General features: G+C 66.8%; 22 protein-coding genes. 14 read left to right on the top strand and 8 right to left on the bottom strand.

Annotated elements, in window-relative coordinates; all coding sequences use genetic code 11:
- Positions 1-33 precede the first annotated feature (33 nt).
- A complete protein-coding gene (locus tag AB4Y98_RS16265) occupies positions 34-1,506 on the bottom strand; it encodes a transglutaminase-like domain-containing protein (protein ID WP_442244697.1) in 1,473 nt (490 codons plus the stop codon).
- A gap of 132 nt (positions 1,507-1,638) precedes the next feature.
- Here AB4Y98_RS16265 and AB4Y98_RS16260 point away from each other — a divergent pair, with 132 nt between their 5' ends.
- From AB4Y98_RS16260 to AB4Y98_RS16235, 6 genes are all read left to right on the top strand, one after another.
- Entirely contained in the window at positions 1,639-3,084 is a 1,446-nt protein-coding gene (locus AB4Y98_RS16260) for an SH3 domain-containing protein (RefSeq protein WP_442244696.1), read from the top strand.
- Complete coding sequence (locus tag AB4Y98_RS16255; RefSeq protein ID WP_025878242.1) at positions 3,085-4,179, top strand: dipeptide epimerase; 1,095 nt, start codon at positions 3,085-3,087, stop codon at positions 4,177-4,179.
- Between the two features lie 398 nt (positions 4,180-4,577).
- The gene (locus tag AB4Y98_RS16250; RefSeq protein WP_025878243.1) at positions 4,578-5,426 is read left to right on the top strand and encodes a MurR/RpiR family transcriptional regulator; all 849 of its coding nucleotides are present in this window, start codon (positions 4,578-4,580) and stop codon (positions 5,424-5,426) included.
- A 12-nt stretch (positions 5,427-5,438) separates the two neighbouring features.
- The gene (locus tag AB4Y98_RS16245) at positions 5,439-6,203 is read left to right on the top strand and encodes a L,D-transpeptidase family protein (protein WP_312109630.1); all 765 of its coding nucleotides are present in this window, start codon (positions 5,439-5,441) and stop codon (positions 6,201-6,203) included.
- A complete protein-coding gene (locus AB4Y98_RS16240; RefSeq protein ID WP_025878245.1) occupies positions 6,200-7,501 on the top strand; it encodes an APC family permease in 1,302 nt (433 codons plus the stop codon). Before AB4Y98_RS16245 ends, AB4Y98_RS16240 begins: the two co-directional genes overlap by 4 nt.
- Before the next feature lie 82 nt (positions 7,502-7,583).
- Positions 7,584-7,931, top strand: coding sequence for a hypothetical protein (locus AB4Y98_RS16235; protein WP_025878246.1), 348 nt, complete (start codon positions 7,584-7,586; stop codon positions 7,929-7,931).
- 107 nt (positions 7,932-8,038) lie between these two features.
- Here the strand turns inward: AB4Y98_RS16235 and yiaA are convergent, their stop codons facing one another.
- Entirely contained in the window at positions 8,039-8,491 is a 453-nt protein-coding gene (gene yiaA / locus AB4Y98_RS16230) for an inner membrane protein YiaA (RefSeq protein ID WP_025878247.1), read from the bottom strand.
- 171 nt (positions 8,492-8,662) lie between these two features.
- On the opposite strand from yiaA, the gene AB4Y98_RS16225 reads away from it, so the two are divergent.
- Complete coding sequence (locus AB4Y98_RS16225; RefSeq protein WP_301909157.1) at positions 8,663-9,829, top strand: PQQ-dependent sugar dehydrogenase; 1,167 nt, start codon at positions 8,663-8,665, stop codon at positions 9,827-9,829.
- 106 nt (positions 9,830-9,935) lie between these two features.
- Here AB4Y98_RS16225 and AB4Y98_RS16220 read toward each other — a convergent pair whose 3' ends face one another.
- From AB4Y98_RS16220 to folB, 4 genes are all read right to left on the bottom strand, one after another.
- On the bottom strand, positions 9,936-10,529 hold the full coding sequence (locus AB4Y98_RS16220) for a hypothetical protein (protein ID WP_099841784.1): 594 nt from the start codon (positions 10,527-10,529) through the stop codon (positions 9,936-9,938).
- Between the two features lie 137 nt (positions 10,530-10,666).
- Positions 10,667-12,841, bottom strand: coding sequence for a glycoside hydrolase family 3 N-terminal domain-containing protein (locus AB4Y98_RS16215; RefSeq protein WP_333622375.1), 2,175 nt, complete (start codon positions 12,839-12,841; stop codon positions 10,667-10,669).
- 128 nt (positions 12,842-12,969) lie between these two features.
- Positions 12,970-14,241: a mechanosensitive ion channel family protein gene (locus AB4Y98_RS16210; protein WP_025878254.1), complete on the bottom strand. Its 1,272-nt coding sequence runs from the start codon at positions 14,239-14,241 to the stop codon at positions 12,970-12,972.
- 91 nt (positions 14,242-14,332) lie between these two features.
- Positions 14,333-14,686: a dihydroneopterin aldolase gene (gene folB, locus AB4Y98_RS16205; RefSeq protein ID WP_025878255.1), complete on the bottom strand. Its 354-nt coding sequence runs from the start codon at positions 14,684-14,686 to the stop codon at positions 14,333-14,335.
- A gap of 365 nt (positions 14,687-15,051) precedes the next feature.
- Between folB and AB4Y98_RS16200 the strand changes: the two genes are divergently transcribed.
- Positions 15,052-15,711, top strand: a complete 660-nt coding sequence (locus AB4Y98_RS16200) for a hypothetical protein (RefSeq protein ID WP_442244773.1) — start codon at positions 15,052-15,054, stop codon at positions 15,709-15,711.
- A 45-nt stretch (positions 15,712-15,756) separates the two neighbouring features.
- Here AB4Y98_RS16200 and tsaD read toward each other — a convergent pair whose 3' ends face one another.
- Complete coding sequence (tsaD, locus tag AB4Y98_RS16195; RefSeq protein ID WP_049468546.1) at positions 15,757-16,782, bottom strand: tRNA (adenosine(37)-N6)-threonylcarbamoyltransferase complex transferase subunit TsaD; 1,026 nt, start codon at positions 16,780-16,782, stop codon at positions 15,757-15,759.
- A 166-nt stretch (positions 16,783-16,948) separates the two neighbouring features.
- Between tsaD and rpsU the strand changes: the two genes are divergently transcribed.
- From rpsU to AB4Y98_RS16165, 6 genes are all read left to right on the top strand, one after another.
- Complete coding sequence (gene rpsU / locus AB4Y98_RS16190; protein WP_002808376.1) at positions 16,949-17,164, top strand: 30S ribosomal protein S21; 216 nt, start codon at positions 16,949-16,951, stop codon at positions 17,162-17,164.
- Positions 17,165-17,297: 133 nt separating this feature from the next.
- The gene (locus AB4Y98_RS16185) at positions 17,298-17,741 is read left to right on the top strand and encodes a GatB/YqeY domain-containing protein (RefSeq protein WP_312109345.1); all 444 of its coding nucleotides are present in this window, start codon (positions 17,298-17,300) and stop codon (positions 17,739-17,741) included.
- 105 nt (positions 17,742-17,846) lie between these two features.
- Entirely contained in the window at positions 17,847-18,806 is a 960-nt protein-coding gene (locus AB4Y98_RS16180) for a YihY/virulence factor BrkB family protein (protein WP_059065748.1), read from the top strand.
- A 59-nt stretch (positions 18,807-18,865) separates the two neighbouring features.
- Positions 18,866-20,605 carry a DNA primase gene (gene dnaG / locus AB4Y98_RS16175; protein WP_442244695.1) on the top strand — a complete coding sequence of 580 codons (1,740 nt, stop codon included), beginning with the start codon at positions 18,866-18,868 and terminating at the stop codon, positions 20,603-20,605.
- A 26-nt stretch (positions 20,606-20,631) separates the two neighbouring features.
- On the top strand, positions 20,632-21,132 hold the full coding sequence (locus AB4Y98_RS16170; protein WP_428703797.1) for a fused DSP-PTPase phosphatase/NAD kinase-like protein: 501 nt from the start codon (positions 20,632-20,634) through the stop codon (positions 21,130-21,132).
- 40 nt (positions 21,133-21,172) lie between these two features.
- Positions 21,173-22,144: a bile acid:sodium symporter family protein gene (locus AB4Y98_RS16165; RefSeq protein WP_428703796.1), complete on the top strand. Its 972-nt coding sequence runs from the start codon at positions 21,173-21,175 to the stop codon at positions 22,142-22,144.
- A gap of 187 nt (positions 22,145-22,331) precedes the next feature.
- Here AB4Y98_RS16165 and cyoE read toward each other — a convergent pair whose 3' ends face one another.
- Complete coding sequence (gene cyoE / locus AB4Y98_RS16160) at positions 22,332-23,225, bottom strand: heme o synthase (protein ID WP_033830169.1); 894 nt, start codon at positions 23,223-23,225, stop codon at positions 22,332-22,334.
- Positions 23,226-23,228 lie beyond the last annotated feature (3 nt).

Genomic DNA, 23,228 nt, shown 5'->3' with positions numbered 1-23,228 from the left:
AAGAATTGAATGGTGGTGGGGTGGTGTGTCGCGCTAGCGTTGCCCGGCTGGCAGTACCCGCCACTGGAAGTCGTAGCTCCATTGGTCGAAGTACAGGTTGCCGCCTGACCACTCGGCCTCGCCGCGCTGCGAGTCGACCGTTTCCGAGCGGTAGTGCTGTTTGGCCGGCACGAACGCCTGGCCGAAATCGTCGTTGAAGGCGATGCGGTAGCCATCGAGGCCACCGAGGTAGAAGTCACGCAGCGCGGGCGTGTCGCTGGCCAGCGCGCCGGTGGTCACATCCATCGGCAGCCAGCCATAGGGCGCCAGGTAGACCTGGCCCCAGTCGTGCAGGTTGTTGTAGCCGCTGCCATCGTCGGAGAACACCATGCCCGACTGCCAGCGCGCGGGAATGCCGTTCATGCGCAGCAGGGCGATCAACAGCAGTGTCTGCTGCCCGCAATCGGCATGACCGGCGCGCAACGCGTAGTCGCTGATGTTGTTGAGGGTCGAGTACTCACGCGCACCGGCCCATGGAATGCGGTCGACGGCGGCGAACAGCTTGCGTACCACTTCATACGGGCGTGTCTCGCCCTGCAGCATCTGGTCGGAGAACAGCTTCAGCGCCGGGGTGAAGCGTACGTGCGGCAGCTGCTCGGCCAGATAGGGCTTCAATGCTGGATCATCCGGCGTGGCCTGCACCTTCGTTGCATCGATTGCCGTGTGGCGCGCGAAGATCGTCACCGCATAGCGGATTTCAAAGTGCGTCGGCTGCCCGGCCACCGCCTTGGCTTCCAGGTAGGCGGTGCGCTGCTGGGTGCTGGCTGGGGCGACTCGAGCCTTGCCTGGTGCACTGCCGATCCACTGCACGCGCTCCTGCTGGCCGGGAATCTCGCGCGGGTACGGAATCCAGGCACGTACGGTTTCGCCGGCCGGCACGGTGTCGGCCTTGACCGTCAACGATTGGGTGAATTCGATGCGCTGCGGCAGCACGGATGCCGTGCCGCTTTGTTCGGCGGCAGCAACCACCCGCGCGTGATGCGCGTTGAGCACCTCGTTGGGGCCCGGCGCCGGCATAGGCGCATCCGCGCGGCGGCGTGCGCGTGCTTCATCGCTGAGCAGGAACAGGTTCGATGGTGCGCGTTTGAAGTACCAGCGCGTGCCATCGATGTCGAGATGCTCGATCAGGCCGAGCTGGTCCCAGCGCGCGAATTCCTCGTCGGTCAGGTCGGGAATCCAGCGGCGTACCGCTGCTTTGGCAGCGGCGTGGTCAAGGGAGAAATCCAGTTTGATGCGGCGCATGCGCTCGCGCTGGAACGCGCTTTCGGCAGCATCGCCTGCGGTCGCCAGCAACGCAACGACATCGCTGAAACGACCGCTGTCGACCAGATCGATCAGCTGCGTTTCCCGTCCGCGATCAGTGGCGCTGGGCGGATCCGCGGCCGGTGCCGCCGACGCCCACAGCAGCAGCGCGGCACACAGGCCGGCAGCGGCAGGCAGAGACGGTTTGCGAACGGCAGGATCCACAGCGACACTTCCCAAGCGCGGGTGGTAACGGCTGTGTAACACGGGCCGGGAGACCGGTCAATAATTTATTCTTGCTTTCGGGGCCGAAAGGAATAAATATTCCAACAGGCATTCGAGGAGGGTGTGCAGCGCATGATCCTGGCTTCCCGCGAACCGCGTCGGCACTGGCCGCACCGGTTGACCTTGGCACTGGCCCTGGGCCTGCTGGGTGCACCCGCATTCACCCAGGCGGCCACGCCTGTACCCGACCCCGGCGCCCCGCTGCCTTACGTGATCGGCCTGCACGAGGCCTACCTCACCGCGGACTACTGGGCGGCACGGCTGGACAATGCCGACGCACCTATCCTGGACCGCGCGCAGATCGAGGCGCAGAACGCACGGATGCGCTCGCAGGACAAGCACATCCAGGACATCGCCACCCTGCCTGCGCAGCTCAGCGCGGCACAGGTGCGTGACAGCATCGGCGCGCTTTCGAGCTGGCCCACGCGGGCGCTGTATGACGACAAGGGCCGCGCCATCGTACCGGACGTGCGCGGCGCGATCGAAGCCAACCTCGGTCTCGACGCAGTTCCGTCGCAGGTGGCGCCAGACTACGCCCTGGTGGTGAAGCGCGCTGCGCTGCGCACCTTCCCCACCCGCCAGCGTGTCTTCAGCACCGTCGGCGATACCGACATCGACCGCTTCCAGGAGTCGGCGCTGTTTCCTGGTGACAAGGTAGCCGTCGTCCACCGCAGCACCGACGGCCGCTGGCTGTTCGTGCACAGCGAGCGCTACAGCGCATGGATCGAAGCCGACGCCGTGGCCAGCGGTGACAAGGCCACGGTGCTCGGCTACGGCGCGAAGGGCCCGTACCGCATCGTCACCGCTGCCACAGCGCACACCGCCTACACACCCGAAGAACCGCGCGTATCGCGCCTGCAGCTGGACATGGGCGTGCGCCTGCCGGTGTTGGTCGACTGGCCCGCCGCTGAGCCAGTAAACGGGCAACAAGCGCACGCCTCGTGGGTGGTGCAGCTGCCGGTGCGCGAGGCCGATGGCCGCCTGAAGCTGGTGCCGGCGCTGCTGCCGCGCTCGCAGGACACCGCCGCCGACTACCTGCCGCTGACCCCGCGCCTGCTGCTGCAGCAATCGTTCAAGTTCCTCGGCGAGCGCTATGGCTGGGGCCACGACTACGACACCCGCGACTGCAGTGGATTCGTATCGGAGATCTACCGCAGCTTCGGCGTGCTGCTTCCACGCAACACCAGCGCACAGGCGGTCAGTCCCGCGCTGGACCGCCTGCCGTTCACCGCCAAGGACGGCAAGGCCGTGCGCGACCGCGCCGTCACCGATCTGCAGGTGGGTGACCTGGTCTACATCCCCGGCCACGTGATGATGGCCATCGGCCACGTCGATGGCCGCACCTGGGTGATCCACGATACCGCGGGCGGCAGCTGGTTCGGCGCCGATGGCAAGCGTGTGCAGGCCCACCTCAATGGCGTATCGGTCACCCCGCTGGAGCCGATGATGGCCAGCGACAGCGTCCGCTACATCGATCGCATCACCAACATCCAACGCCTGCGTGCCAAGAACCCCTGAATGAAGATCACCGCCATCGAACTGGGCATGCTGCGCGTGCCGCTGAAGACCCCTTTCAAGACCGCGCTGCGCACGGTGGAAACCGTGGAGGACGTGGTGGTGCTGATCCGCACCGACAGCGGCCACACCGGCTACGGCGAGGCGCCTGCCACCGCGGTGATCACCGGTGACACCCACGGCTCGATCATCGAAGCGATCCGGCACTTCATTGCCCCGCGCCTGATCGGCCAGGAGGTGGTCAACCTCAACCGCCTGTGCACGCTGGTGCAGACCGCGATGGAGCGCAACACCAGCGCCAAGGCGGCGGTGGAGATCGCCCTGTACGACCTGTGGGCGCAACTGCATGGCGCGCCGCTGTACCAGATGCTCGGTGGTGGCGACCCGGTGATCACCACCGACATCACCATCAGCGTGGACTACATCGACAAGATGGTGGCCGATTCGCTGTCGGCGATCGAACGCGGCTTCGAGTCGCTGAAGATCAAGGTCGGCAAGGACATCGGCGTGGACATCGAACGGGTCAAGGCGATCCATGCCGCCGTCGAAGGCCGTGCGCTGCTGCGCCTGGATGCCAACCAGGGCTGGACCGCCAAGCAGGCGGTGCATGCGATGCGCACGCTGGAAGATGCAGGTGTGGTGCTGGAACTGCTGGAGCAGCCGGTCAAGGCCGCCGACATCAGCGGCCTGAAGTACGTGACCGATCGGGTCAACACCCCAGTGATGGCCGACGAGAGCGTGTTCAGCCCGAGCCAGGTGATGGACCTGATCCAGCAGCGCGCCGCCGACATCATCAACATCAAGCTGATGAAAACCGGTGGCCTGTCCAACGCAATCCGCATTGCCGACATCGCCGGCATCTACGGCGTGCCGTGCATGATCGGCTGCATGATCGAATCCAGCATCAGCGTGGCCGCAGCGGTGCACCTGGCGGTAGCCAAGAGCGATGTGATCACCAAGGTCGACCTGGATGGTCCCTCGCTGGGGCAGTTCGATCCGGTCAGCGGCGGGGTGCGCTTCAACGAGTCGGAGATCAGCATCAGCGATGTGCCGGGGTTGGGCATCACCGAAGTGCGGGGGTTGGAGATGCTGGGTTGATCGGAGCACCGCTGCCAGCAGTGTCTACGGCTGATGCTTGGTCGGGCGTTACTTTTCTTTTCGCGAAAAGAAAAGTAACCAAAAGAAACGCTCCGCCGGCCGCGAGCCGACGTGCTGCGCACGCCGGTGCCCTGCGCTCCTCGGGCCGCCGAGGGACAGCGCGGAACTCGCTGCGCTCAGACACCCGCGCCTCTTCGCCCTCGCCGGACCTGCGGTGCTCGGCTCGCTTGAAGGCGGACTCAACAGCAGCTCCGGGTAGAGCCACGCCATGGGTGGATGCCCTTGCTCCTGGCGTCCCCTGCGAACCCCACCCGCCCGAGCCACCACATACTCTGCTCTACGCCGCCAACCGCAACGCGTTCCTCTATGCTCCAGCGCACGACCATCGGACGCCCCGCATGCCGCCCCTGCTGAAAATCCGCACCGAGCGCGGGCAGATGTCGGCCATCGAACGCCGCATCGCCGACTTCATCCTCGACAACGCGCACCTGCTGCGCGACTACTCCTCGCAGCAGCTGGCCAGCGCGCTGGGCATCAGCCAGTCCAGCGTGGTCAAGTTCAGCCAGAAGCTCGGCTTCAAGGGCTACCCGGACCTGAAATATTCCATCGGCGAGGACGTCGCCCGCGCCGGTGCCGACCCACAGCAGGCGCCCGCCGAACCGGACATCAGCGATGACTACCTGCGCCTGGGCGACGCCCTGCGCCGCAGCAAGGCCCAGGCCGAGGAAGAAACCCGCCAGGCCAACCCGCGTGAGGAGATCGAGCGCATCGTGCAGCTGCTCGACGGCGCGCCCAAGCTGTTTGTGTACGGCCTCGGTGACGACGGCCTGTACGCGCGCGAGTTCGCCATGCGGCTGTCGCTGCTCGGCCTGCTGGTGGTGCCGCATACCGATCCGATCCTGATGCTGGCCAACCTGTCCGCCGCGCGCCCGGGCGATGTGCTGCTGATGTTCTCCGAGTTCGGCAAGTTGCCACAGCTTTCGCAGCTGTCGCGCCAGTTCCAGGACATGGGCGGCAAGGTGGTGTCGATCACCCGCCACACCGCCAACCCGCTGCGTGCGCATGCCGATGCGGCACTGGTGGTGTGCGCGCACGACCGCGCGCCGCAGGTGGCGCAGCTGCTGTACCGTAGCGCCATGCATGCCCTGCTCGATTTCCTGTTCGTGCTGCTCTGCCACGCCAATCCAGATCGCCAGCAGCAGCTGGCGGTGAACCTGGAACGGATCGACCACCTGCTGGATTCCTGACCGGAGCGCCCGATGAACCTGCTGCTGGCCCGCCTTGCATCTGCCGCGCTGCTGCTCGTTGCCGCAGCTGCTCTCCACGCTGCCCCGCTGGACAACGCTCGCCAACTGATCGTGGTCACCAGCGAGACCTGGGACAGCACGCAGGGCCAGCTGCAGGCCTTCGTGCGCGACGGCAAGCACTGGCGCAGGCACGGCCAGGCCTTCCCGGTGGCGCTGGGTCGCACCGGCAGTGCCTGGGGCCTGGGCCTGCATCCTGCCCAGAACGACGGTCCGCAGAAACAGGAAGGCGACGGCCGCAGTCCGGCCGGTGTGTTCGCGCTGGGCAGCGCGTTCGGCTATGCCGTCACCCGGCCCGGCACGGCAATGACCTATCAGCCGATGCTCGAGAGCAGCTACTGCATGGACGTGCCAGCATCGCCGTTCTACAACCGCATCGTCGATGCGAAGAAGGTGGGCAGCGCCGCCATAGCCGGTTCCACCGAACCGATGCGGCTGGACCTGCACAACAAGGGCGACGTGCGTTACCGGGAAGGCTTCGTGATCGCGCACAACCCGGACAACCAACCCGGCAAGGGCAGCTGCATCTTCGCCCATCTGTGGCGCCAGCCCGGCGAGGCCACCGCTGGCTGCACTGCGATGCCAGAGGTGCGCATGCAGGCGTTGCTGGACTGGCTGCGCCCGCAGGACACGCCACGCTTCGTCCTGTTGCCAAGGGCCGAATACCGGCGCCTGCAAGCACAGTGGAAACTGCCCGCGCTTGAAGGAGCCGTACGTTGAGCGCCGCCGACGAACCCCAACTGCAACGCGCGGTCAGCCGCTGGCAGATCGTCGGCCTGTCGATCAACGATGTGGTCGGCAGCGGCATCTACCTGCTGCCGGCCGCCACGGTCGCCCTGCTCGGCCCCTTCAGCCTGTGGGGCGTGGTCGCCGCCGGCATCGTCGTCGCCCTGCTGGTGCTGTGCTACGCGCAGGCGGCCAGCTATTTCGATGAACCCGGTGGCAGCTACCTGTACGCGCGCGAAGCCTTCGGCCGCTTCGCCGGTTTCGAGATCGGCTGGATGATCTGGCTGACCCGCATCAGCTCGGCCGCAGCGCTCAGCAATGCGCTGGCCGACGCTGTGGCGCGGTTCTGGCCGTGGGCAGGCGCAGGCATGGGCCGAATCGCAATCATCGTTGTCTCGCTCGGTTTCCTCACCGGGGTGAACATCATCGGCGTGCGTTCGGCCGCCCGCACCGGCATCGTGCTGGTGATCGGCAAGATGCTGCCACTGCTGTTGTTCGTGGCCATCGGCGCCTTCTACATCGACCCGCAGCTGGCCTTCTCCGGCCAGCGCCCGGACCCGCACGACCTGCAGCGCATGGGCGAGGCGGCGCTGCTGTTGCTGTATGCCTATGCCGGGTTCGAGAACATTCCGGCCGCAGCCGGTGAATACCGCAACCCACGCCGCGACATCCCGTTCGCGCTGATCACCATGATCGTCACCGTCACCGTGATCTATGCGGCGGTGCAGATCGTGGCGCAGGGCACGCTGCCCGGCTTGGCCAACTCGGCCACGCCACTGGCCGATGCGGCCTCCAGCTTCGGCGGCGAGGCGCTGGCGCTGATCCTCACCGTGGGCGCGACCATCTCCATCCTCGGCACCAACAGCAACACGATGATGATGGGCCCGCGCTTCCTGTTCGCCCTGGCCCGCGATGGCTACGGCCCGAAGGTGCTGGCGCAGGTGCACCCGCGCTTCCGTACCCCGGCCGCGGCGATTTTCTGTCAGGGCCTGATCGCCCTCGGCCTGGCGCTGTCCGGGTCGTTCGTGCAGCTGGCACTGCTGTCGATGACCACACGCCTGTTCGCCTACATCGGCACGGCCGCCGCAGTGCTGGTACTGGCCAAGCGCTATGCCGACCGTCCCGGCGCGCTGAAGCTGCCCGGCGGCCCGTTGATTCCGGTGCTGGCCCTGCTGCTGTGCGTGGCCCTGTTTGCCAGTGCCAGCTGGCAGAACATCGCCGCGGCACTGGTCGCCTTCGCAGTTGGCGCGGTGATCTACAAGCTGCCGCGCAAGGATGCCGCTGCTGATTGACCTGCCGATCACGCTGCCGGTCCGGCGCGTTAACCGGCCGATGGGCACGATCAGGCTTCGTCCACTACGGAGCCTTCTGTCCATGAGCCCCGATTACCAGATTCCCGGTCGCGTGCCGGAAGACAGCACCCCGCGCGAGGCCATTTCCGACTACTGGCGCGACCGCTACAGCGCCGAACCGTATTACGACGCCAGCCTGCTGTTCGATGACTACGAGCCGGCCTATCAGATCGGCCACGCAGCACGCTTCAACGAAACCCGCGCCGATCAGGTGATCCGCGCCTACGAACAGGTCGAAGCGGAGTTGCAGTCCCGCTGGGCGACGGAGCGGGGCAAGAGCCGCCTGGAATGGGATCAGGCCCGCGCCGCTGTCCGCCGCGGTTGGGATGAAGCCCATGTAGCCGATCCGCGGCTGACGCGCCACGGTTGACCCATCCAGCTGTTGACTGATGCAGCCACAGTAGCGCCGAGCCCGTGCTCGGCGCCTTCTGCTGTGCAGGCCTGGGCCGGGCAGGCGTTCGGCGCTACCTCAGCCGGTCATTCCTGTTCCGGCAGCGGCGGAATCGACGAAGCGCGCTTGGGCTCGGCCGCGTTGGCGGCAATCAGGTCGCGGGTGTTCTTCTGCACCGCCACCGCGCCAAACAGCGACAGCGCGAACGCCATGCCGTAGAAGCCCTTTTCGCTCAGCACCAGGGTGGCGTTCCACAGGCCGACCAGCAGCAGCAACAGCGCCGACAGCAGTGCGAACCAGCACAGCGCGTAGTACAGGCCGCTCACCGGAATGGCCTCGACGCGGTCGCGCACGCTCTTCTGCAGCGATACCGCCGCAAACAGGCCGAACAGCAGCAGGGTCAGGTAATAGCCCTTCTCGTTCAGCGGCATCTCGGCATTGAACAGGCCGACCAGGTAAGCCACCGCGCCCAGCAGCAGGGCCACCCACGAGGCGGCGATGAAGGCGGGCGAGGGTCGATGGATGAGGGGTGCGTTCATTGCAGGTCCTTGGCAGACAGGCGGGCAATGCTTTGCCCGGGCGACAACACCCTAGACGATCCGCGCCATGCCGCACAGGGGGAGCAGGACCTTCGGGCCACGACCGTCACCGCCCCGGTGGTATACAAGGGAGAGCCTGGCCATCCGCATCCCCTTCCGCTGGAGATACCCATGACCCGCACGCCCCTGCTGCTCGCCCTCGGCCTGCTACCGATCCTCGCCACCACCGCCTGCAACGCGGCCGGCCCTGATGCGTCTGGCCAGAAGGCCCCGGCGACCGCCGCGGCCAGCGCAGACCAACGCCCCTTCACCGCCACCGAGGTCAGCCGGTTCGACCAGCCGTGGGCGATGACCTTCCTGCCCGATGGCAGCCTGCTGGTCACCGAAAAGCGCGGCAAGCTGCAGCACCTGGACTTGGCCAGCGGCCAGAAACATGAAATCACCGGTGTGCCGAAGGTCGCCTACGGCGGCCAGGGTGGGTTCGGTGACGTCATCCTGCATCCGGATTTCGCCCGCAACCGCGTGGTGTACGTCAGCTACGCCGAGGAAGGCACGCTGGACACGCGCGGCGCGGCCGTGGCCCGTGCCACGCTTGCCCTCGATGCCAGCGGTGGCGGCCAGCTGAAGGACCTGAAGGTGATCTGGCGGCAGACGCCGAAGGTCAGCGGCGAAGGCCACTACGGCCACCGCCTGGCCTTCGGCCCGGACGGCAAGCTGTGGATCAGTTCGAGCGAACGGCAGAAGTTCGATCCTGCGCAGGACATGAGCGGCAACCTGGGCAAGATCATCCGCCTCAACGACGATGGCAGCCTGCCGGCCGACAATCCGTTCGCCTCGCAGGGCGGCGTGGCCGCGCAGGTGTGGTCGCTCGGCCACCGCAACGTGCTGGGCATCGCCTTCGATGCCAATGGCAAGCTGTGGGCGCAGGAGATGGGCCCGGCCGGCGGCGATGAGCTGAACCTGATCGTGCGCGGTGCCAACTACGGCTACCCGATCGTGTCCAACGGCGACCACTACGACGGCCGTCCGATTCCCGACCATGACACCCGCCCGGAGTTCGCCGCACCGAAGGTGACCTGGAACCCGGTGATTTCCCCGGCCGGCCTGATGTTCTACAGCGGCAGCCTGTTCCCGCAGTGGAAGGGCAGCGCCTTCATCGGTGGCCTGTCGTCCACCTCGCTGGTGCGGGTTGCCTTCGACGGCGACAGCGCGCGCGAGGCCGAACGCTTCAACATGGGCGAGCGCATCCGCGAAGTGGAACAGGGCCCGGACGGCGCGCTGTGGCTGCTGGAAGACGGCAGCAAGGCACGGCTGCTGAAGCTCACGCCGAAGGCCTGACGGCCGGGTGGTGCCGGCTGCTGGCCGGCACCTGCAGGAGCCCTGGCTGCCGGCCCGCGGCCGGCACTACCGATCTGGAACGGCCCTGCATACGGGGCCGTTTTCGTTACTGGATGGTGCCGACCTTCACCTCGGTGCGCGTGCAGGCCTTGTCCAGGCACTGGCCGGTCAGCCAGACCTGGCCATCGCCGATCATCACGCCCTGCTGGTTGACGAACACCGTGCCGAAGTCCTGCGCGGACACCGCCTTGACCACCGCCGGGGTGATGATCTTTTCGTAGTTGCGCTGGAATTCACCGGGCCCGGTGATCTTCCTGCCACCGCTGATGTTCAACGGGAAACGCACTTCTTCAACCACCGCCGCGCGATCGCCACCGACCACTGCGGTCTTGAAGGCAGTGAATACTTTTTCATACTGCGCCGCATCGCCGAGTAGCGTCTCGATGCGCGCGCGGGCGTCGTCTGCCGCCGCAGGTGCTGCGGGGTTGGCAGCATCGGCCGGCGTCGCAGCCGCATCCTTGGCGTGCTCCGCCGCAGCCTGTGGCGCGGCGACCGCATCGGGCGTGGTGCTGGCGGCCGCTTCGGCCGGCGTCGCGCCCGTCATCGGCGGAGGCGCATCGGCGGCAGGTTCGGGCGGCGGTGCCGGCTGCGAGCACGCTGCCAGCAACAGGACAGGAACAAGGTAGGCCATCGTGCGCATGCGCGGTCTCCATCGGATCAGGCTCCGATGGTAGCGCCGGGCCGTGCCCGGCGTGTTCGCCATGGGTGAGGACGCCGGGCATGGCCCGGCGCTACTCATTGCCAGTAGATCCACGCCATGCGTGGATGCTCTACCGATCAGGCCTTCAGCAGTTCGAACTGCACCGCGTCACCAGCCATCGACGAGGCGCACACCCACACGTCGAACAGGCCCGGCTCGGCACGCAGCACGCCGTCGCGGCCGGTGAATGCCAGCTGTTCACGGGTCAGGGTGAACACCACCTCGGCCGACTCGCCCGGCTGCAGGGCCACCTTGCGGAAGTCCTTCAGCTCGCGCACCGGCCGCACGCGGCTGGCCACGCGGTCATGGATGTACAGCTGCACCACTTCCTCGCCGGCCACGCTGCCGGTATTGGTCAGCGTGGTGGTCAAGGTCAGGGTGTCGTCCCAGCCGACGCGCGCAGTGCTCAGCTGCGGCACGCCGTAGGCGAAGGTGGTGTAGCCGATGCCATGGCCGAACGGGTACAACGGCTCGTTCGGAATCTCGCGCCAGCGTGCCTTGAATTCCGACATCGTCGGCAGTTCCGGGCGACCGGTGCGCGGGTGGTTGTAGAAGTACGGCTGCTGGCCGGACACTTGCGGGAAGCTGACCGGCAGGCGGCCGGAGGGGCTGTAATCGCCGAACAGGACATCGGCCACGGCATGGCCGGTCTGCGTGCCCAGGTACCAGGTGATCGCAACGGCATGCGCATTGCGCACCGCGCCCTGCAGGGCCAGCGCGCGACCATTGCGCAGCAGCACCACCAGCGGCTTGCCGGTCATCGCCACCGCTTCGGCCAGCGCCTGCTGTGCCGGCGGCAGGGTGATCTCCACGCGCGACTGCGCCTCGCCGCTGTAACGCTGCGGCTCGCCCAGCGCCAGCACCACCACGTCGGCGCGCAGCGCAGCGGCCACGGCCGCCTCGGTGCCACCTGCAATGGCGGCTTCCAGTTCGCATCCCGGCACCACTTCCAGCAGCGCGTCATCGCCGATGGCCGCGCGCACGCCGGTTTCCAGATCCACGTAACGCTGCTTGTCGCCGAACAGCGTCCAGCAGCCTTCGATGTTGTCGCGGTCCTGCACGAACGGGCCGATCAGCGCGATCTTCTGACCGTTCTTCTGCAGCGGCAGCACGTTGTCGCGGTTGTTCAGCAGCACGATCGAACGGCGCGCGGCATCGCGCGACAGTTCGTCATGGGCGGCGATATGGGAGGTATCGGCTTCGCGCGCCGGGTCCAGCGAACGGTACGGGTCGTCGAACAGGCCGATGGCTTCCTTCAGCCACAGGATGCGGCGCACGCCTTCATCCAGCACGCTCATCGGCACCTCGCCGCTCTCCACCAGGCCCGGCAGGTGCTCGGCGTAGAAGCCGCTCTGCATGCTCAGGTCCAGGCCGGCGGTGAACGCCTTGGCGGTGGCATCGCGGTCGTCGGCGGCATAACCGTGCGCGACCAGTTCCATGTCGGCGGTGTAGTCGGAGATCACCACGCCCGGGAACTTCCATTCACCGCGCAGGATGTCGGTCAGCAGCTCGGCGTTGGCGCTGGCCGGCACGCCGTTGATGTCGTTGAACGAGGACATCACGGTGATCGCGCCAGCGTCGAAGGCCGCCTTGAACGGCGGCAGGTGCACATCGCGCAGGGTTTGCGGCGAGATGTCCACCATGTTGTATTCCATGCCGGCCATCACCGCGCCATAGGCGGCAAAGTGCTTGGGCGTTGCCAGCAGCGAGTCGGCGGCGCGCAGGTCGCTGCCCTGGAAGCCACGCACGCGGGCAGCGGCGAAGGCACAGCCCAGTACCACGTCCTCACCGGCACCTTCGGCACCGCGGCCCCAGCGCTGGTCACGGGCGATGTCCACTGCCGGTGCGTAGGTCCAGTGCAGGCCGGCAGCGGTGGCTTCAACCGCAGTGGCGCGCGCGGTGCGCTCGGCCAGGTCCGGCTCGAAGCTGGCGGCCTCGCCCAGCGGAATCGGGAACACCGTGCGCATGCCGTGGATGACGTCGGCCGCCAGGATCACCGGGATGCCCAGGCGGCTCTCCTCGGTGGCGACCTGCTGGATGCGGCGGCCGAGCTCGGCGCCGACACCGTTGAACAGCGAGCCGACCTTGCCCTCGCGCACCTGCTGCAGCACCTGGTCGGCATTGCGCACGTTGGCTTCCGGGTTCACGTCCGGGGCGAACGGGCGGACCATGTCCGCGAAGACACCCAGCTGGCCGACTTTTTCCTCGACGGTCATCTGGGCAATGAGGGATTCGATGCGATCGGAGGCCACCGGCAGTCCTTGATGAAAACGTTTACAAGCCCGGCATTCTAGCGATCCCGGACGATTTGGCGAGAGGTTTCGTCATTCAGTTTCAGCCACCAGCCGGATCCGTACGGTCCGGCCGGGGGCATCGCAGCTTACTCCGAGCCGGCCAACTGGCGCTGCCCGGCCATCAACATCGCGTCGCTGGACGCCTGGAACACCCGCAGGCCAAAGGCCGGCAGGATCGCCAGCAGGTGGTCGAAGATGTCCGACTGCACCGCCTCGTATTCGCCCCAGGCGGTGCTGCGGGTGAAGCAGTACAGCTCCAGCGGCAGGCCTTCGGTGGTCGGCTGCAGCTGGCGCACCAGCAGGGTCATATCGGTATGGATGCCCGGGTGGCTGGCCAGATAACGCTCCACGTAGGCGCGGAAGGTGCCCAGGTTGGTCACCCGGCGGCTGTTGACCTCGGCCACGCCCTGCTCGCGCAGGCGCCCGTTCCACTGGCCCAGCTCCTGCTGCTTGCCGCGCAGGTAGTCGCCCAGCAGGGCGAACTGGCCGAGGAAGGCCAGGTCCTGTTCCTCCATGAAACGCACGCTGTGCTGGTCCAGGAACAGCGCGCGCTTGATCCGGCGGCCACCGGCCTCCTGCATGCCGCGCCAGTTCTTGAACGACTCGGTCACCAGCTTCTTGGTCGGGATGGTGGTGATGGTCTTGTCGAAGTTCTGCACCGTCACCGTATGCAGGGCGATGTCGATGACATCGCCGTCGGCATTCTGGCTGGGCATCTCGATCCAGTCGCCGATACGGATACGCCCATCACCACTGATCTGCACGCTGGCCACCAGCGACAGGATGGTGTCCTGGAAGATCAGCATCAGTACTGCGGTGGCCGCGCCCAGGCCGGTGACCAGGTAGCGCAGGTCGACACCGGCGAGGGTGGCAACGATCGACAGCCCGGCGATCACGAAGATGATGATCTTGGCGACCTGCAGGTACCCCTTGATCGGCTTGTTGCGCGCCTCGGGGCGACGTTCGTACAGGTCGTTGGCCGCATCCAGCGCATGCGAGAACGCCATCGACACGGTCAGTACCGCCCACACGATGCACAGCTTGATGATGACGTTGACCAGGCCTGGCGGCAGGTCGGGAATGAGGGTGATGCCCGAGGCGATCACCTGGCTGGGCACCACGTTGGACAGCCGCGAAATGACCCGCATAAGATGGCTGCCACGCCCGGACTCGGCGCCCGGCAGGCGCTGCAGCAGGCGACGCAGGCCGCGCAGCAGGATGCGCTTGGTCACCCAGTTGGCCAGGCCGGCGGCAACCAGCAGCGCCGAGATCATCAACGCCAGGTAGGCGCCAGGATAGGGTTCCAGTGTGTTCTGCAGCTTTTCCAGCCACTGTACCGCCACCACTGCGTCCACCATCGGTTGTCTCCTTCTTCATTGCTGTTGAGGTTGCCGGCCAGCGGCCGGCACTACCGCGGGTTGCCAGCCGACGGCCGGCATTACCGGCGTGTCAGTCCCGCGAGCGTTCGATGATCACGCCGACCGCGCGTGCACCGCGCACCGCCCCGGGCTTGCTCAGCTTCAGGCGCAGCCACTTCACGTCGAACTCGTCCAGCACGATCTGCGCGCAGCGCTCGGCCAGGGTCTCCACCAGGCCGAACTCCGATTCGCGCACGAACTGCTCCAGGCGCTTGCTGACCGCCTTGTAGTTCAGGGTATGGGCAATGTCATCGCTGGCGGCCGGGCGACGGTTGTCGAACCCCATCTCCAGATCGAACACCAGGTCCTGGCGGATCCGCCGCTCCCAATCGTAGATGCCGATCAGGGCGTCGATCGTCAGCCCTTCGATGAAAACCTTGTCCATTGCGGTTACCAGCCGGAAAACAGGCGGCCATGGTAACGGGACGGCAGTGAGCCTGCCCGGAACGGAGGCGGGTCGCCGGGTATTCACAAGGTCTGGAAAAGACAAAGGGCCCTGCTAGCGGGGCCCTTTGGTACTACCGTTTTGTCCCCGGGGGGAGCTTTCTCAAGCCGCGGGTCCCGGTGGCGCAGGCACTGAGGTTAGGCAAGGACCCAATCGCCGGTCAAGGCCAATTGCGACAAAGCAACTCACGGAATTCGTCCGAGCCGAAACACAGGAAATCGGGCACGCAGGCAACGGCGTTCCCCGATGGTGATCGCCGCGGTCTCTGGCCAGCATCGACCCTTCCTTCACCACCGCAAATCACGATGGCTGCATACGATGCATTGAGGCGCGCTCTGTCAGCGGAGCGCCTGTCGACCTACGAGAGAATTGCATCGGCCTGCAGCCCGGGTGTCACCGCCGAATCCCTGTACCTGTGGAACATGCGGATGTGCGGTGCGCTGATGATGCCGGTGCATCTGTGCGAAGTTGTCATCCGCAACGCAGCCGCATCGGCGCTGGCCCGGCAACATGGGCCTCGATGGCCGTGGAATGATGCCTTCCGACGCAGGTTGCCGGCATCTTCATCCGCTTCGGCGAGAACCGCACTGGAACTGGTCACCGGCCGTACCACCGACACGCCCGAGATCGTCGCCAACCTGCCGATGGTTTTCTGGCAGCAGCTCTTCACCTGCCGCTTCGACGCTTCGCTGTGGATACCAGCACTCAGCGGTGTTCTACGCCATGCGCCTTCGGCCCATCCCAGTGTCACCAGGAAAGCCATCCACGCAGATATCGGACGCATCCGCCACCTGCGCAACCGCATCGCCCACCACGAACCGATCCTTGAGCGCGACATCGGCGCCGACCTGGCCGCGATCGGGCGGCTGATCCACGCCCGGTGCCCGCATACGCTGGCATGGCTGCAGCGCCATGAACGGGCCACCACGGTGCTGGCGGCCTCGCCACTGGTTGGCAAGCGTTGATGATGTTGCCGGCCAGCGGCCGGCACTACCGGGAGACGGACCGGCTCACACCGCCGGCAGCGTCGCCATGTCCCAGCGCGGGGTGACGTCCACCTTCGGGGGGCTGTGCTGGCCCGCCAGCAGGCGCAGCGCGCCGGCGAAGGCGATCATCGCGCCGTTGTCGGTGCACAACGCCGGCCGCGGGAAGCAGGCGCGGCCGCCGAGGCGCTCGGCCATCTGCTGCAGGCGGGCGCGCAGGCGCTTGTTGGCACCCACACCGCCGGCCACCACGATCACATTGGTGCCGGCCGCTTCCAGCGCGCGTTCGCACTTGATGCACAGGGTCTCGACCACGGCGTCTTCAAAGCCACGGGCGATGTCGGCGCGGGTCTGCTCGCTCTGGTCGCTATCGCGCCATGCCATCAGGACCTGGGTCTTCAGGCCGGAGAAGCTGAAATCCAGGCCCGGGCGATCGGTCATCGGCCGCGTGAAGCGGTAGACGCCCGGCGTGCCCTGCTCGGCCAGCGCGGCCAGCTGCGGCCCGCCCGGGTACGGCAGGCCCATCATCTTGGCGGTCTTGTCGAAGGCTTCGCCTGCCGCGTCGTCCAGGGTTTCGCCCAGCAGCCGGTACTGGCCGATGGCATCGACGGCCACCAGCTGGGTATGGCCACCGGACACCAGCAGGGCCACGAACGGGGCCTGCGGCGGATCGTCTTCCATCAGCGGCGCCAACAGATGACCTTCCATGTGGTGCACGCCCACGGCGGGAACCTCCAGCGCCCAGGCCAGCGACCGGGCCACGCCGGCGCCCACCAGCAGCGCCCCGACCAGGCCGGGGCCGGCGGTGTAGGCCACCCCGTCGATGTCGTTCACGCCAAGCCCGGCCTCGGCCAGCGTCTGCCGGATCAACGGCAGCAGCTTGCGCACGTGGTCACGGCTGGCCAGTTCAGGCACCACACCGCCGTACTCGGCGTGCAGGGCGATCTGGCTGTAGACCGCATGGGCGCGCAGGGCAGCGCTGCCGGCCAGGTCGGTGTCATACACCGCCACGCCGGTCTCGTCACAGGAAGATTCGATGCCAAGGACTCGCATGCCTGCTATTATGACGCCCCTGCCAACCCCTCGGGGAACTGGCAGGCCTCACTGCAATCCAACAACTTGCCCCTATTCAGGATTTGTGGCTTGCAGTTTGTTTATTCGCCACTATAATGTGCGGCTCGCCGGGCGTGACCCGGTTCTACTGTGTCCCGGAGATTCCATGCCCAGCGTCAAAGTCCGCGAGAACGAACCCTTTGAGTTTGCTCTTCGCCGCTTCAAGCGCACTTGCGAAAAGGCCGGTGTGCTGGCCGAAACCCGCAAGCGCGAGTTCTACGAAAAGCCGACCCAGGAGCGCAAGCGCAAGGCCGCCGCTGCTGTGAAGCGTCAGCTGCGCCGCTCGTCGCGCGACGTTACCAAGCGTCAGCGCCTGTACTGATCGGACGCATCTTCATTGCGGTGGGCATTCCCTGCCGCGATGGAGTCGAAGCCGGCACGCGCGAGCGTCGCCGGCTTTTTGCGTTTCCGGGCCCGGGCATCCGCCCTGCCCCACTACCACCACGAGGTTCGTCATGAGCATGAAGCAGCAGCTCACCGAAGACATGAAGGCCGCCATGAAGGGCGGCGAGAAGCACAAGCTGGGCGTCATCCGCCTGATCAACGCCGCCATCAAGCAGAAGGAAGTCGACGAGCGCATCGAGCTCGACGACACCGCCGTGATCGCCGTGCTCGACAAGATGGTCAAGCAGCGCAAGGACTCGGTCAGCCAGTTTGAAGCGGCCAACCGCGAAGACCTGGCGGCAATCGAGCGCGCCGAAATCGTGGTGATCGAAGCCTACCTGCCGGCCAAGATGGGCGAAGCCGAGATCGTCGCGGCCATCCAGGCGGCCATCGCCGAAACCGGCGCCAACAGCGCGGCCGACATGGGCAAGCTGATGGGCGCGCTGAAGCCCAAGCTGGCCGGCCAGGCCGACATGGGCCTGGTGTCCAAGCTGGTCAAGCAGGCGCTGTCGTAAGCGACGCCTGACCCGGGTCCCTTCCGCACTGCGAAGGGACGCCGGGACGCGCTCCTGCGCACCTGCTTCACCGCGTCTTCGACGTGATGCTGCTACAACTCCGGCATGGTTGATCCAACGTCCCACGCCCCCGAAGACAGCGCGCCGCACGGCGGCCCCGCGTCCCTGCACAAGTACATCAAGCGCCTGCAGGACAGTTTCCCGATGGCCGTCGTCAAGCGCTTCGTCGAAATCGACGTGCTGACCCAGGCCGCCTCGGTTTCCTTCTATGCCCTGCTGTCGATGGCGCCGCTGCTGGTGCTGCTGCTGTGGCTGACCGCCTCGCTGTATCCGCCGGCACAGCAGGCCCTGGTCGACCAGATCAGCTCGGTGGCCGGCAGCAGTGCCGCGACCGTGGCCGAAACCGTGCTGAAGAATGCCGACAACCAGCCCGACGTCGGATCGCTGGCCGGGCTGTGGAGCACGCTGCTGCTGTTCGTTGGCGCCACTGCGGTGTTTGCCCAGTTGCAGAACGCACTGAACCTGATCTTCCGCACCAGCGGCGAACGCCTGGAGGGCATCAAGGCGTGGCTGCGCAAACGCGTGTTCTCCTTCGGCGTGGTGCTGGCGCTGGGCTTCCTGCTGATCCTGTCGATGACCGCCACCACCGTGCTGCAGGTGGCCTTTGCGCAGCTGCCCTCGATCCTGCCGGCCATCGGCTACCTGACCAGCCTGCTGCTGTACGCGGTCGGCTTCGCCTTCATGTATCACTACCTGCCGGACCGGCGCGTGGCGTGGCGCCAGGCCTTCATCGGCGGCCTCATCACCTCGGCGCTGTTCGCACTCGGCCGCTATGGCATCGGCGTGTACATCGCCACCGTCGCACCGGGCAGCGCTTACGGCTCGATGGGTGCGCTGGTGATCTCGCTGGTCTGGATCTACTACGCCACCGTGGTCTTCTTCGTCGGCGCGCTGATGACCGCGGTGATCGATGAACGCCTGCGCGCACGCCATCATCTGCTGGCTGCCGGCATCGACCCTGGCACTGCAGCGAACGCGCCCGGGAACGTGGCCGGCAAGGGGTAAACTAGGGGGACTGACTTCCCCCTTCCGCGTGGCTGCCGCCGCGCCCTGCCTCGTTGCCCATGGCCCGTATCCCCGACGCTTTCATCGACGACCTGCTGGCCCGCTCCGACATCGTCGAGGTGGTGGGCAGCCGCGTGCCGTTGAAGCGCCAGGGCAAGGAGTACGCCGCGCGCTGCCCGTTCCATGACGAACGCTCGGCCTCCTTCACCGTCTCGCCGACCAAGCAGTTCTATCACTGCTTCGGCTGCGGCGCGCACGGCACGGCCATCAGCTTCCTGATGAACTACGACCGCCTCGAATTCCTCGACGCGGTGGATGAACTGGCCAAGCGTGCCGGCATGGAAGTGCCGCGCAGCGAGAACCCGCGCAGCGCCCAGCAGCAGGATGACAGTCGCGAGCTGTATTCGGCGCTGGACGCGGCAACCAAGTTCTTCCAGAAGAACCTTGAGGGCAGCGAGAAAGCCCGCAGCTACCTCGATGGCCGCGGCGTGGATGAAGAGAACCGCGCACGCTTCCAGATCGGCTATGCGCCTGATGGCTACAGCGGCCTGCGCGACGCACTGGGCAAGGACGAGCGGCGGATGAAGCTGCTCGACCGCGCTGGCCTGTTCTCCAAGAACGACCGCGGCCACGTCTACGACAAGTTCCGCGACCGGGTGATGTTCCCGATCTTCGACCGCCGTGGCCGGGTGATCGCCTTCGGCGGGCGCGTGTTCGAGAAGGATGACGGCCCCAAGTACCTCAACTCGCCCGAGACCGCGCTGTTCCACAAGGGCCGCGAGCTGTACGGCCTGTGGCAGGTGCGCCAGGCCAACCAGAAGATCGAGCGCTTGATCGTGGTCGAGGGCTACATGGACGTGGTCTCGCTGTTCCAGTTCGGCGTCACCCAGGCAGTGGCGACGCTGGGCACGGCGACCACGCCGGACCACGCCGAACTGTTGTTCCGCAACGCGCCGGACGTGTTCTTCTGCTTCGATGGCGACGCCGCCGGCCGCCGCGCCGGCTGGAAGGCGCTGGAATCGGTGCTGCCACGCATGAAGGACGGCCGCCAGGCCTTCTTCCTGTTCCTGCCCGACGGCGAAGACCCGGACAGCATCGTGCGCAAGGAAGGCGCCGAGGCCTTCGACGAACGCTTGAAGCAGGCCACGCCGCTGTCGCAGTTCTTCTTCGACGAGCTGACCCGCGAGATCAACCTGGGCACGCTGGATGGCAAGGCACGGCTGGCCGAGCGCGCCAAGCCGATGCTCGCGCAGATTCCCGACGGTGCCTTCGGCGACCTGATGAAGCAGCAGTTGGCACAGCTGACGGGCCTGGGGGGCAACGCTCAGGCGGGCCGGCCGCAGATGCCACAACGCGCCGCGCCGCGCGCGATCCAGCCGGCGGCCAAGCGCAGCCTGGTGCGTGGCGCGATCGCCGTCCTGCTGCAGCAGCCATCGCTGGCCCTGACCCTGGGCGGCAAGCACCACTTCCAGGGCCTGCGCCTGCCGGGCGTGGAACTGCTGCTGGAACTGCTGGGCTTGGTCGAACAGCGCCCGGACATCAGTACCGGCGCCCTGCTGGAGCATTTCGACGGCCGCGAAGAACAGGCCTCGCTGCACACCTTGGCCGCGCAGACGCTGGCGGGCGATGAAGCGATGTGGACGGTGGAACTGCATGACGCGGTCGGGCAGCTGGAGAAGCAGCTGCTGTTCCAGCGGATAGATGACCTTAACGCCAAGCAGCGACAACAGGGTCTGGACGATACTGACAAGTACGAGATGCGCGAGCTGCTGAAGGCACGCGCCAATCTGCGCCTGTAGCGGCAGTACACATCCCCGGAGAGACCATGCTGCTGCGCCTGACCTGCCTGCTGTTGTTGTCGCTCTGCCCGGTTCTGCCAGCCTGGGCTGCGGACCCCGCCCTTGCTGAAGTCCGCCCCGGACTCTACGCCGGCGGCCAGCCCACGGCCGCGCAACTGCGCGAACTTGCTGCACAAGGCGTGCGCACGGTGATCGACCTGCGCCAACCCGGTGAAGATCGCGGCTTCGATGAAACACGCGAGGCCGAAGCGCTCGGCCTGCGCTATGTACGCATTCCTGTGGCCGGTGCCGAGGGCCTGGATGCCGCCAATGTGCGCGCCGTGCACCAGGCGCTGCAGCAGAGCCAGGGGCCGGTGCTGCTGCACTGCGCCTCCGGCAACCGCGCCGGTGCCGTGCTCGGCCTGGTCAACGCACGCTACGAACACGCCAGCCCGGAACAGGCGCTGCAACTGGGCCAGCGAGCCGGCCTGAAGTCGCTGGAAGCCACCACCCGCGAGCGTCTGGCGATCCCTTCTCCCACCCCCTGATTCCCGGGGTAATCCCCCCGCACCAAGGAGCCCATCCACCATGACCCGCTGGTGGTCGCGCCTGCGACCGGACAACTTCACCCTCGCCCTGCTGTGCACCGTCGGCCTGGCCTCGCTGCTGCCGATGAAAGGCGCCGCCGCCCTGGTGCTCGACGATGTCACCACCGTCGCCATCGCCGCGCTGTTCTTCCTGCACGGCGCGCGCCTGCCGCGCGAATCGATCATCGGCGGCATGCTGCACTGGCGCCTGCACCTGACGATCCTCGCCTGCACCTTCATCCTGTTCCCGCTGCTGGGGCTGTTGTTCAAGCCGTTGTCAGGCTGGCTGCTGACACCTGAGCTGTACCTGGGCGTGCTGTTCCTGTGCACCCTGCCCTCCACCGTGCAGTCCTCCATCGCGTTCACCTCGATGGCGCACGGCAACGTGCCGGCGGCCGTGTGCAGTGCTTCGCTGTCGAGCATCCTCGGCGTGTTCCTCACGCCCCTGCTGCTGACCGCGCTGGCCGGCACCTCCGGCGGCGTGCACGACCCGCTGCATGCCATCGGCGGCATCATGCTGCAGCTGCTGGTGCCGTTCGTGGCCGGCCATCTGTTGCGCCCTTGGATCGCCGGCTGGGTGGAGAAGCAGCGCGCGCTGCTGCGCTACACCGACCAGGCCACCATCCTGCTGGTGGTGTACTCGGCATTCGGCGAAGCGGTTACCGAGGGGTTGTGGAGCAAGACGCCCCTGCTGTCGCTGTTCGCAGTGGCGGTGGTGGCGGCGGTACTGCTCGGCATCGCGATGCCACTGATCACCTTCATCGCCCGCCGCCTGCGCTTCAACCGCGAAGACGAGATCGCCATCGTGTTCTGCGGCTCGAAGAAGAGCCTGGCCACCGGCGTGCCGATCGCCAAGGTGCTGTTCGCCGGTGGCAGCCTCGGCGCGATCGTGCTGCCGGTGATGATCTATCACCAGATCCAGCTGATCGTCTGCGGCGTGATCGCCCAGCGCTACGCCAAGCGCGCGCCCTGACCTGTGGAACAGCCATCCACGCATGGCGTGGATCTACTGTAAGGCCCGGTCCACAAAAGTAGATCCACGCCATGCGTGGATGTTTCTGCGGTCAGACGGGGTCAGAGCCCCTTCGCGGATCCGGCCCTGAGTCGAGCATGGCTGGAATCCACAGGTAGCGCCGGGCCATGCCCGGCGGATCCACCCGCTACAACCAGGGCAGGATCCAGTGGTCCACCAGCAGGAAGGCGAACAGCGCCATCAGGTAGACGATGGAGTAACTGAACATCTTCATCGAGAACAGCTCGTCCGGCGGGTTGAGCATGCGCCAGGCGTACCAGAGGAACACGGCGTTGAGCACGATCGCCCCACCCAGGTAGAACGCTCCGCTCATGCCAACCAGGTACGGCAGCAGGCAGACCAGCGCCAGCACCACCGAGTACGCCATGATCTGCTTGCGCGTGTGCACCACGCCATGGGTGACCGGCAGCATCGGGATTTCCGCCTTGGCGTAATCCTCGCGACGGAAGATCGCCAGCGCCCAGAAGTGCGGCGGCGTCCAGATGAAGATGATCAGCACCAGCAGCGACGAGTACGCCCAGTCCGACTGCCCCTGCATGCCGGTCACCGCCGCCCACCCCAGCATCGGCGGCATCGCACCGGCCAGACCACCGATGACGATGTTCTGCGAGGTCGCGCGTTTCAGGTAGACGGTGTAGATCACCGCATAACCGATCAGCGAGGCGAAGGTCAGCACCGCGGTGATCCAGTTCACCCACAGCACCAGGATCGCCATCGACAGCACGATCAGCACGCCGGCGAACACCAGCACCTGCCACGGCTTCACCTTGCCCACCACCAGCGGACGCCACGAGGTGCGCGCCATCTGCGCGTCGATGTGCGCATCCAGCAGCTGGTTGATGGCTGCAGCGGCGGAGGCGGCAAGCCAGATGCCGAGGAAGCCGAGCAGGCCGGCACGCACCTGCTCCCAGCTGGGCACGCCGGGAATGGCCAGGACCATGCCGACCAGGGCGGTGAAGACGATAAGGGCGACGACCTTGGGCTTGGTCAGATCCCAGTACTGGCGATAGTTGGAAAACATGGG

This window comes from Stenotrophomonas sp. 2YAF26 (genome assembly GCF_052114625.1).
GTDB classification, from domain to species: Bacteria; Pseudomonadota; Gammaproteobacteria; order Xanthomonadales; family Xanthomonadaceae; genus Stenotrophomonas; species Stenotrophomonas indicatrix.
Note: the sequence above shows the minus strand (reverse complement) of the source record. Positions and strands in the feature narration are given on the sequence as shown.

Excerpts from the sequence above, each read along its gene's own strand:
- AB4Y98_RS16260 (WP_442244696.1), top strand. The coding sequence starts at position 1,639 with ATGATCCTGGCTTCCCGCGAACCGCGTCGGCACTGGCCGCACCGGTTG.
- AB4Y98_RS16255 (WP_025878242.1), top strand. The coding sequence starts at position 3,085 with ATGAAGATCACCGCCATCGAACTGGGCATGCTGCGCGTGCCGCTGAAG.
- AB4Y98_RS16250 (WP_025878243.1), top strand. The coding sequence starts at position 4,578 with ATGCCGCCCCTGCTGAAAATCCGCACCGAGCGCGGGCAGATGTCGGCC.
- AB4Y98_RS16245 (WP_312109630.1), top strand. The coding sequence starts at position 5,439 with ATGAACCTGCTGCTGGCCCGCCTTGCATCTGCCGCGCTGCTGCTCGTT.
- AB4Y98_RS16235 (WP_025878246.1), top strand. The coding sequence starts at position 7,584 with ATGAGCCCCGATTACCAGATTCCCGGTCGCGTGCCGGAAGACAGCACC.
- yiaA (WP_025878247.1), bottom strand. The coding sequence starts at position 8,491 with ATGAACGCACCCCTCATCCATCGACCCTCGCCCGCCTTCATCGCCGCC.
- AB4Y98_RS16225 (WP_301909157.1), top strand. The coding sequence starts at position 8,663 with ATGACCCGCACGCCCCTGCTGCTCGCCCTCGGCCTGCTACCGATCCTC.
- AB4Y98_RS16220 (WP_099841784.1), bottom strand. The coding sequence starts at position 10,529 with ATGCGCACGATGGCCTACCTTGTTCCTGTCCTGTTGCTGGCAGCGTGC.
- AB4Y98_RS16210 (WP_025878254.1), bottom strand. The coding sequence starts at position 14,241 with ATGGTGGACGCAGTGGTGGCGGTACAGTGGCTGGAAAAGCTGCAGAAC.
- folB (WP_025878255.1), bottom strand. The coding sequence starts at position 14,686 with ATGGACAAGGTTTTCATCGAAGGGCTGACGATCGACGCCCTGATCGGC.
- AB4Y98_RS16200 (WP_442244773.1), top strand. The coding sequence starts at position 15,052 with ATGGCTGCATACGATGCATTGAGGCGCGCTCTGTCAGCGGAGCGCCTG.
- tsaD (WP_049468546.1), bottom strand. The coding sequence starts at position 16,782 with ATGCGAGTCCTTGGCATCGAATCTTCCTGTGACGAGACCGGCGTGGCG.
- rpsU (WP_002808376.1), top strand. The coding sequence starts at position 16,949 with ATGCCCAGCGTCAAAGTCCGCGAGAACGAACCCTTTGAGTTTGCTCTT.
- AB4Y98_RS16185 (WP_312109345.1), top strand. The coding sequence starts at position 17,298 with ATGAGCATGAAGCAGCAGCTCACCGAAGACATGAAGGCCGCCATGAAG.
- AB4Y98_RS16180 (WP_059065748.1), top strand. The coding sequence starts at position 17,847 with ATGGTTGATCCAACGTCCCACGCCCCCGAAGACAGCGCGCCGCACGGC.
- dnaG (WP_442244695.1), top strand. The coding sequence starts at position 18,866 with ATGGCCCGTATCCCCGACGCTTTCATCGACGACCTGCTGGCCCGCTCC.
- AB4Y98_RS16170 (WP_428703797.1), top strand. The coding sequence starts at position 20,632 with ATGCTGCTGCGCCTGACCTGCCTGCTGTTGTTGTCGCTCTGCCCGGTT.
- AB4Y98_RS16165 (WP_428703796.1), top strand. The coding sequence starts at position 21,173 with ATGACCCGCTGGTGGTCGCGCCTGCGACCGGACAACTTCACCCTCGCC.
- cyoE (WP_033830169.1), bottom strand. The coding sequence starts at position 23,225 with ATGTTTTCCAACTATCGCCAGTACTGGGATCTGACCAAGCCCAAGGTC.